Origin of the sequence: Rhizobacter sp., assembly GCF_031412495.1 — a bacterium.
GTDB lineage: Bacteria > Pseudomonadota > Gammaproteobacteria > Burkholderiales > Burkholderiaceae_C > Schlegelella_A.
On sequence record NZ_JANODC010000333.1, the window covers coordinates 1 to 5967 of the forward strand.

At 68.4% G+C, this 5967-nt stretch carries 5 protein-coding genes; all 5 read left to right on the top strand.

What is annotated here, in order from left to right; translation table 11 throughout:
- The first annotated feature begins 20 nt into the window (after window positions 1-20).
- Window positions 21-1220, top strand: a complete 1200-nt coding sequence (locus tag AC30N0_RS12305; protein ID WP_489518199.1) for a phosphoglycerate kinase — start codon at window positions 21-23, stop codon at window positions 1218-1220.
- Window positions 1217-2662, top strand: a complete 1446-nt coding sequence (gene pyk, locus AC30N0_RS12310) for a pyruvate kinase (protein WP_489518200.1) — start codon at window positions 1217-1219, stop codon at window positions 2660-2662. The genes AC30N0_RS12305 and pyk overlap by 4 nt, the downstream gene beginning before the upstream one ends.
- 175 nt (window positions 2663-2837) lie before the next feature.
- Window positions 2838-3887, top strand: a complete 1050-nt coding sequence (locus tag AC30N0_RS12315; RefSeq protein ID WP_489518201.1) for an EpsD family peptidyl-prolyl cis-trans isomerase — start codon at window positions 2838-2840, stop codon at window positions 3885-3887.
- Between the two features lie 42 nt (window positions 3888-3929).
- Complete coding sequence (gene epsE / locus AC30N0_RS12320; protein ID WP_489518202.1) at window positions 3930-4736, top strand: polysaccharide export protein EpsE; 807 nt, start codon at window positions 3930-3932, stop codon at window positions 4734-4736.
- Between the two features lie 12 nt (window positions 4737-4748).
- Window positions 4749-5967 (top strand): Wzz/FepE/Etk N-terminal domain-containing protein (locus tag AC30N0_RS12325; RefSeq protein ID WP_489518203.1); only part of this gene is annotated, 1219 nt, incomplete at its 3' end.

The window sequence follows — 5967 nt, forward strand, 5'->3', positions numbered from 1 at the left end:
CCGCAGTCCATCGCCTTCGAATGAACCTTCTTCGCTTCAGTGAGCTCGTCGCCGCCGGCCAGGTGAACGGGAAGCGCGTCTTTATCCGGGCCGACCTCAACGTGCCGCAGGACGACACCGGCCGCATCACCGAGGACACCCGCATCCGCGCCTCGCTGCCATGCATCGAGATGGCACTCGGGGCCGGCGCCGCGGTCATGGTCACCTCGCATCTCGGCCGCCCGACCGAAGGCGTGCCGAAGCCCGAGGACACGCTCGCGCCCGTCGCCGAGCGCCTGGGCCAGCTGCTCCGCCGCCAGGTGCCGGTTCGCGCCGGCTGGGTCGACGGTGTCGCTGTCGTGCCCGGCGACCTGGTCGTGCTCGAGAACTGCCGGCTGAACCCGGGCGAGAAGAAGAACGATCCGGCGCTGGCCAAGAAGATGGCGGGCCTGTGCGACATCTTCGTCAACGATGCCTTCGGCACCGCGCACCGGGCCGAGGCCTCGACGCATGGCATCGCCGAATTCGCGCCGGTGGCGTGCGCTGGGCCGCTGCTCGCCGCCGAGGTCGACGCCATCACCCGGGCCCTGGCCAGCCCGAAGCGGCCGCTCGTCGCCATCGTGGCCGGCAGCAAGGTGTCGACGAAGCTCGCCATCCTGAAGAGCCTGGCCGGCAAGGTCGACCGGCTCGTCGTCGGCGGCGGCATCGCCAACACCTTCCTGCTCGCCGCGGGGTTCGGCATCGGCAAGAGCCTGGCCGAGCCGGGCCTCGTGGCCGAGGCGGCCGACGTGATCCGGACCATGCAGGCGCGCGGCGCCGAGGTGCCGATCCCGGTCGACGTCGTCACCGCGCGCGAGTTCAAGGCCGACGCCGTCGCGACCGTCAAGGCGGTCGAGGCCGTCGCCGCCGACGACCTGATCCTCGACATCGGGCCGCGCACGGCCGACACGCTCGCCGGCATCGTCGCGTCGGCCGGCACCATCGTCTGGAACGGACCGGTCGGCGTGTTCGAGTTCGCACCGTTCTCTCACGGCACCGAGACCCTGGCCCGCGCCATCGCCGCATCGAAGGCCTTCAGCCTGGCCGGCGGCGGCGACACGCTCGCCGCCATCGCCGCCTACGACATCGAGAAGGACATCGACTACATCTCGACCGGAGGCGGCGCCTTCCTCGAGATGCTCGAAGGCAAGACCCTGCCCGCGATCGAGATCCTGGAGCGTCGCGCCAGGCAAGCCGCATGATCGTCTCAGGCAGCCCGCGGGCCACCAAGATCGTCGCCACGCTCGGCCCGGCATCGAGCTCGCCGGAGGTGCTGGAGCGCATCGTCCGCGCCGGGGTCGACGTCGTGCGCCTGAACTTCTCGCACGGCACGGCGCAGGACCACATCGACCGTGCCACGCTGGTGCGCGAGATCGCGAAGAAGGTCGGCAAGGAGGTCGCGATCATGGCCGACCTGCAGGGCCCGAAGATCCGCGTCGGCAAGATCGAAGGCGGCAAGACCATGCTCGAGGCCGGGGCCCGGCTGGTCCTCGACGCCGGCCTCGACGCGCCCGGCACGAGCGAGCGCGTCGGCCTCGACTACAAGGAGCTGCCGCGCGACGTCCGCCCCGGCGACACGCTGCTCCTGAACGACGGCCTGCTCCGCCTGGTGGTCGACGCCGTCCGCGGCGAGGAAGTGCACACCACGGTGATGGTGGGCGGCGTGCTGTCGAACAACAAGGGCATCAACAAGGCCGGCGGCGGGCTCACTGCGCCGGCGCTCACCGCCAAGGACATGGAGGACATCAAGACGGCGATGTCGTTCCAGTGCGAATACCTGGCGGTCAGCTTCCCGAAAAGCGCGACCGACATGGAGATGGCCCGCCAGCTGGCCAACGTCGCCGGCGAGGCCTGGCGGCACAAGCCGCAGCTCATCGCCAAGATCGAGCGCAGCGAGGCGATCCCGGCGCTCGAGTCGATTCTGCGGGCCTCCGACGGGATCATGGTGGCGCGCGGCGACCTGGCGATCGAGGTCGGCAACGCCGGCGTGCCGGCGCTGCAGAAGCGGATGATCAAGATGGCCCGCGAGATGGACCGGATCACGATCACCGCGACGCAGATGATGGAGTCGATGATCGTCAACCCGGTGCCGACGCGGGCCGAGGTCAGCGACGTCGCCAACGCCGTCCTCGACGGCACCGACGCGGTGATGCTCTCGGCCGAGACGGCGGCCGGCCGCTACCCGGTCGAGACGGTCGAGATGATGGCCTCGATCTGCGTCGAGGCCGAGCGGGCCGAGGAGATCTCGCTCGACGCCGGTTTCACCAACAAGACCTTCGGCCGGATCGACCAGTCGATCGCCATGGCCGCGCTCTTCACCGCCTATCACCTCGGCTGCAAGGCCATCCTGGCCCTGACTGAATCGGGCTCGACCGCGCTCTGGATGAGCCGGCAGCGGATCCATGTGCCGATCTTCGGCCTGACCTCGCAGATCCGCAGCCAGCGCCGGATGGCGATGTACCGCAACGTCACGCCCCTGCTGATGCCGAACTTCGCCGATCGAGACGAGGCGCTCAAGCATGCCGAGCAGCTTCTGGTCGGCGCCGGCGTGTTGAAGCCCGGCGAGACGTATGCGATCACCTGCGGCGAGCCGATGGGCTACCCGGGCGGAACGAACATGCTGAAGGTCGTTCGCGTGGGCTGAAGACACCCCCGCGTTCAAGGGGGTTGGGCATGTCCGTTGCTCGGCGAATTCCCGCAGGCTGGGCACTATGACACGGGCCCCAGCCGCAGGGACTTGCTGCGCGCCCTACACTCGCCCGGGCCGTTCCCGTCCCCGACGGAGCGACCACCACGGCCACTACCCCGCAGCACCAGCCATGACCGTCCAGACCATCCGATCGACGACTCCTGCAAGCCGTTCCACCGCGATGTCTATCGTCGCCGCCGGGCTTGTCCTCGGGCTCCTGGCCGGCTGCGGTGGCGGCAACAAGGACAAGCCGGCGTCGCAGACGGCCGCGAAGGTCAACAAGGAAGAAATTACCGTCCACCAGATCAACCTCGTGATGGGCCAGCAGCGCGGCCTGCCGCCGGAGCAGGCAGCATCGGCGAGCAGCCAGGTGCTCGAACGGCTGATCGACCAGGAACTCGCACTGCAGAAAGCAGCAGACCAGAAGCTCGACCGTGACCCCCGGGTAATGCAGCAGCTGGAAGCTTCGCGCCGCGAGATCATCTCGCGCGCCTACGTCGAGAAGATCGGGGATGGCGCGCCCAAGCCCACTTCCGTCGAGGTAAGTGCCTACTATGAGAAGCATCCGGCGCTCTTCAGCCAACGCCGGGTCTACAGCCTGCAGGAAGTGGCCATCGAGGCGCCGCCGGAGAAGGTCGAGGAGCTCAAGAAGGTCCTCACCGGCGCGAAGTCCTTCAATGCCTTCGTCGAGTACCTGAAGACGAACAACATCAAGTTCCGCGGCGCCGAGGCCGTGCGCGGCGCCGAGCAGCTGCCGCTCACCAGCGTCGACCAGTTCGCCCAGCTCAAGGACGGGCAGGCCGTGTTCGCGGTGACGCCCACCGGCGCACGCGTGATCCACCTCGTGAGCTCGCGCAGCCAGCCGGTCAGCCTGCAGGCAGCGATCCCCGCGATCGAGCAGTTCCTTTTGAACGAGCGCAAGCGCAAACTGATCGCCGACGACCTCTATGCCCTGAGATCCGCTGCCAAGATCGACTACGTGGGCGACTTCGACAAGAACAAGCCACCCCCGAAGCCCGCACCCAGCATGGACGCGCCGCCCTTGACATCCATAGCGCCGGCGCTTTCGGCTTCGGCGGTCGATGCCGCGCCGCAGATCGAGATCGCGCCGCGCGACGCCGGCCCCGCCTCGATGCCCAGCGACTCGACGCTCGACAAGGGTCTCAAGGGCATGAAGTGACGGGCCCGAACCGCGCTTCCTCCTGAATCCAGAGACAGACCGATGACTCGCATCCGTTACCTTCTTCAGTTCGTCCTTTTCTTCTTCCTGACGGCGCCCGCAGCCTTTGCCCAGCCGGCCAAGACAGAGCCGGTGCTCGGTGTCGGCGACGTCATCAAGATCACGGTCTACCAGAACCCCGACCTCTCGGTCGAGGCCCGGGTCTCCGAGACCGGGCAGATCAATTTCCCCCTGATCGGCAACGTGGCGGTGGGCGGCCTCACCGTCGCTGCCGCCGAGCAGCGCATCCAGCAGCGCCTGCGCGAGGGAGGTTTCGTCAACCGGCCGCAGGTGACGATCCAGACGGTTCAGATCCGCAGCAGCCAGATCTCGATCCTGGGCCAGGTCAACAAGCCGGGCCGGTTCCCGATCGAGCTGGTCGGGAGCCGGGTCTCGGAGATGATCGCCGCTGCCGGCGGCGTCGTTCCCGGGGGCGCGGACATCGTGACCCTGGTCGGCCACCGCGACGGCCAGCCGATCAAGATCGACATCGACCTGCCGCTCATCCTGCAGTCGGGCCGGTCCGACCTCGACGTCCCGGTCGCCAACGGCGACATCATCTACGTCGATCGGGCGCCGACGCTCTACATCTACGGTGAAGTGCAGCGGCCGGGGCAGCACCGCGTCGAGCGCGGCATGACGGTTCAGCAGGCGCTCGCAGGGGCCGGCGGCCTGACCGCCCGGGGCACGCAGCGCGGCCTTCGCGTGCACCGCAAGGGCGAAGACGGCTCCGTCAAGATCCTGGAGCTGCAGATGAACGACCGCGTCGAGCGCGACGACATCATCTACGTTCGCGAATCGCTGTTCTAAGAGGGTGCACCCGTGGGCCTTGGTCAATATCTTCGAATCGTCTGGGCCCGCAAGTGGCTCGTGCTCGGCTTGTTCATCGTCGTCGCCGCCGGGGGCATCGCCTTCACTTTCCTGATGCCGCGGCACTACACCGCCGAGACCTCGCTCATCGTCGACCTGCGCATCGACCCGGCGCTCGGCGCCTTGGCACCGGCGCTTGCGGCGCCGAGCTACATGGCGACGCAGATCGAGATCCTGAAGAGCGAGCGCGTCGCCTCGCGCGCCGTCAAGCTGCTCGGCGTCGAACGGTCGGCGGTGGCCGTCGCGCAATGGCGCGAGGAAACCAAGGCCAAGATCCCGCTCGAGCGCTACTACGCCGGCGTGCTGCAGAAAGGGCTGACGGTCGAGCCGGCGCGCGGCAGCAACCTCATCAACCTGACCTTCTCGTCGCCGGATCCGATCTTCGCGCAGGCATCGGCGAACGCCTTCGCGCAGGCCTACATGGACGTGTCGGTCGACCTTCGCGTCGCGCCCGCCCGGCAGAACGCGTCGTTCCTCGAAGACCAGACGAAATCGCTGCGGACGACGCTGGAGCAGGCGCAGACGAAGCTGTCCCAGTACCAGCAGACCAAGGGCATCGTCGTCAGCGACGAGCGCCTCGACCAGGAGAACGCGCGCTACAACGCCCTCATGGCGCAGCTCGCCATGGCGCAGGCCGAGCAGGTGGAAACGGAAACCAAGCAACGGAATACCGGCGCCGAGACCTCTCCCGACGTGCTGCAGAGCGGTGCGATCCAGAGCCTGAAGTCGCAGCTCGCGTCGGCGCAGACCAAGCTCACCGAGATCAGCAGCATCGTCGGCCGCAACCACCCGAGCCGCCTGCAGCTGGAAGCGCAGATCGGCGAGCTTCGCCAGCAGCTCGCGTCTGAAACCCGGCGTGTGGCCGGCGGCACCTCGACCACCAACCGCAGCAGCAGCCAGAAGGTGGCCGGCCTGCAGAACCTCGTCGACATGCAGAAGAAGCAGCTGCTCGCGCTGCGCGCCGACCGCGACCAGATCGCGGTGTACATGCGCGACGTCGAGACGGCGCAGCGCGCCTACGACGGCGCCGCGCAGCGCCTGAGCACGACCAACATGGAAGGCCAGAACAACCAGTCGAACACCCGGCTGCTCAGCCCGGCGGTCGAGCCGCTCGAGCCGTCGGGGAAGCGCGCCGTCGTCGGCATCCTCGGCTCGCTGCTCGGCGGTCTGC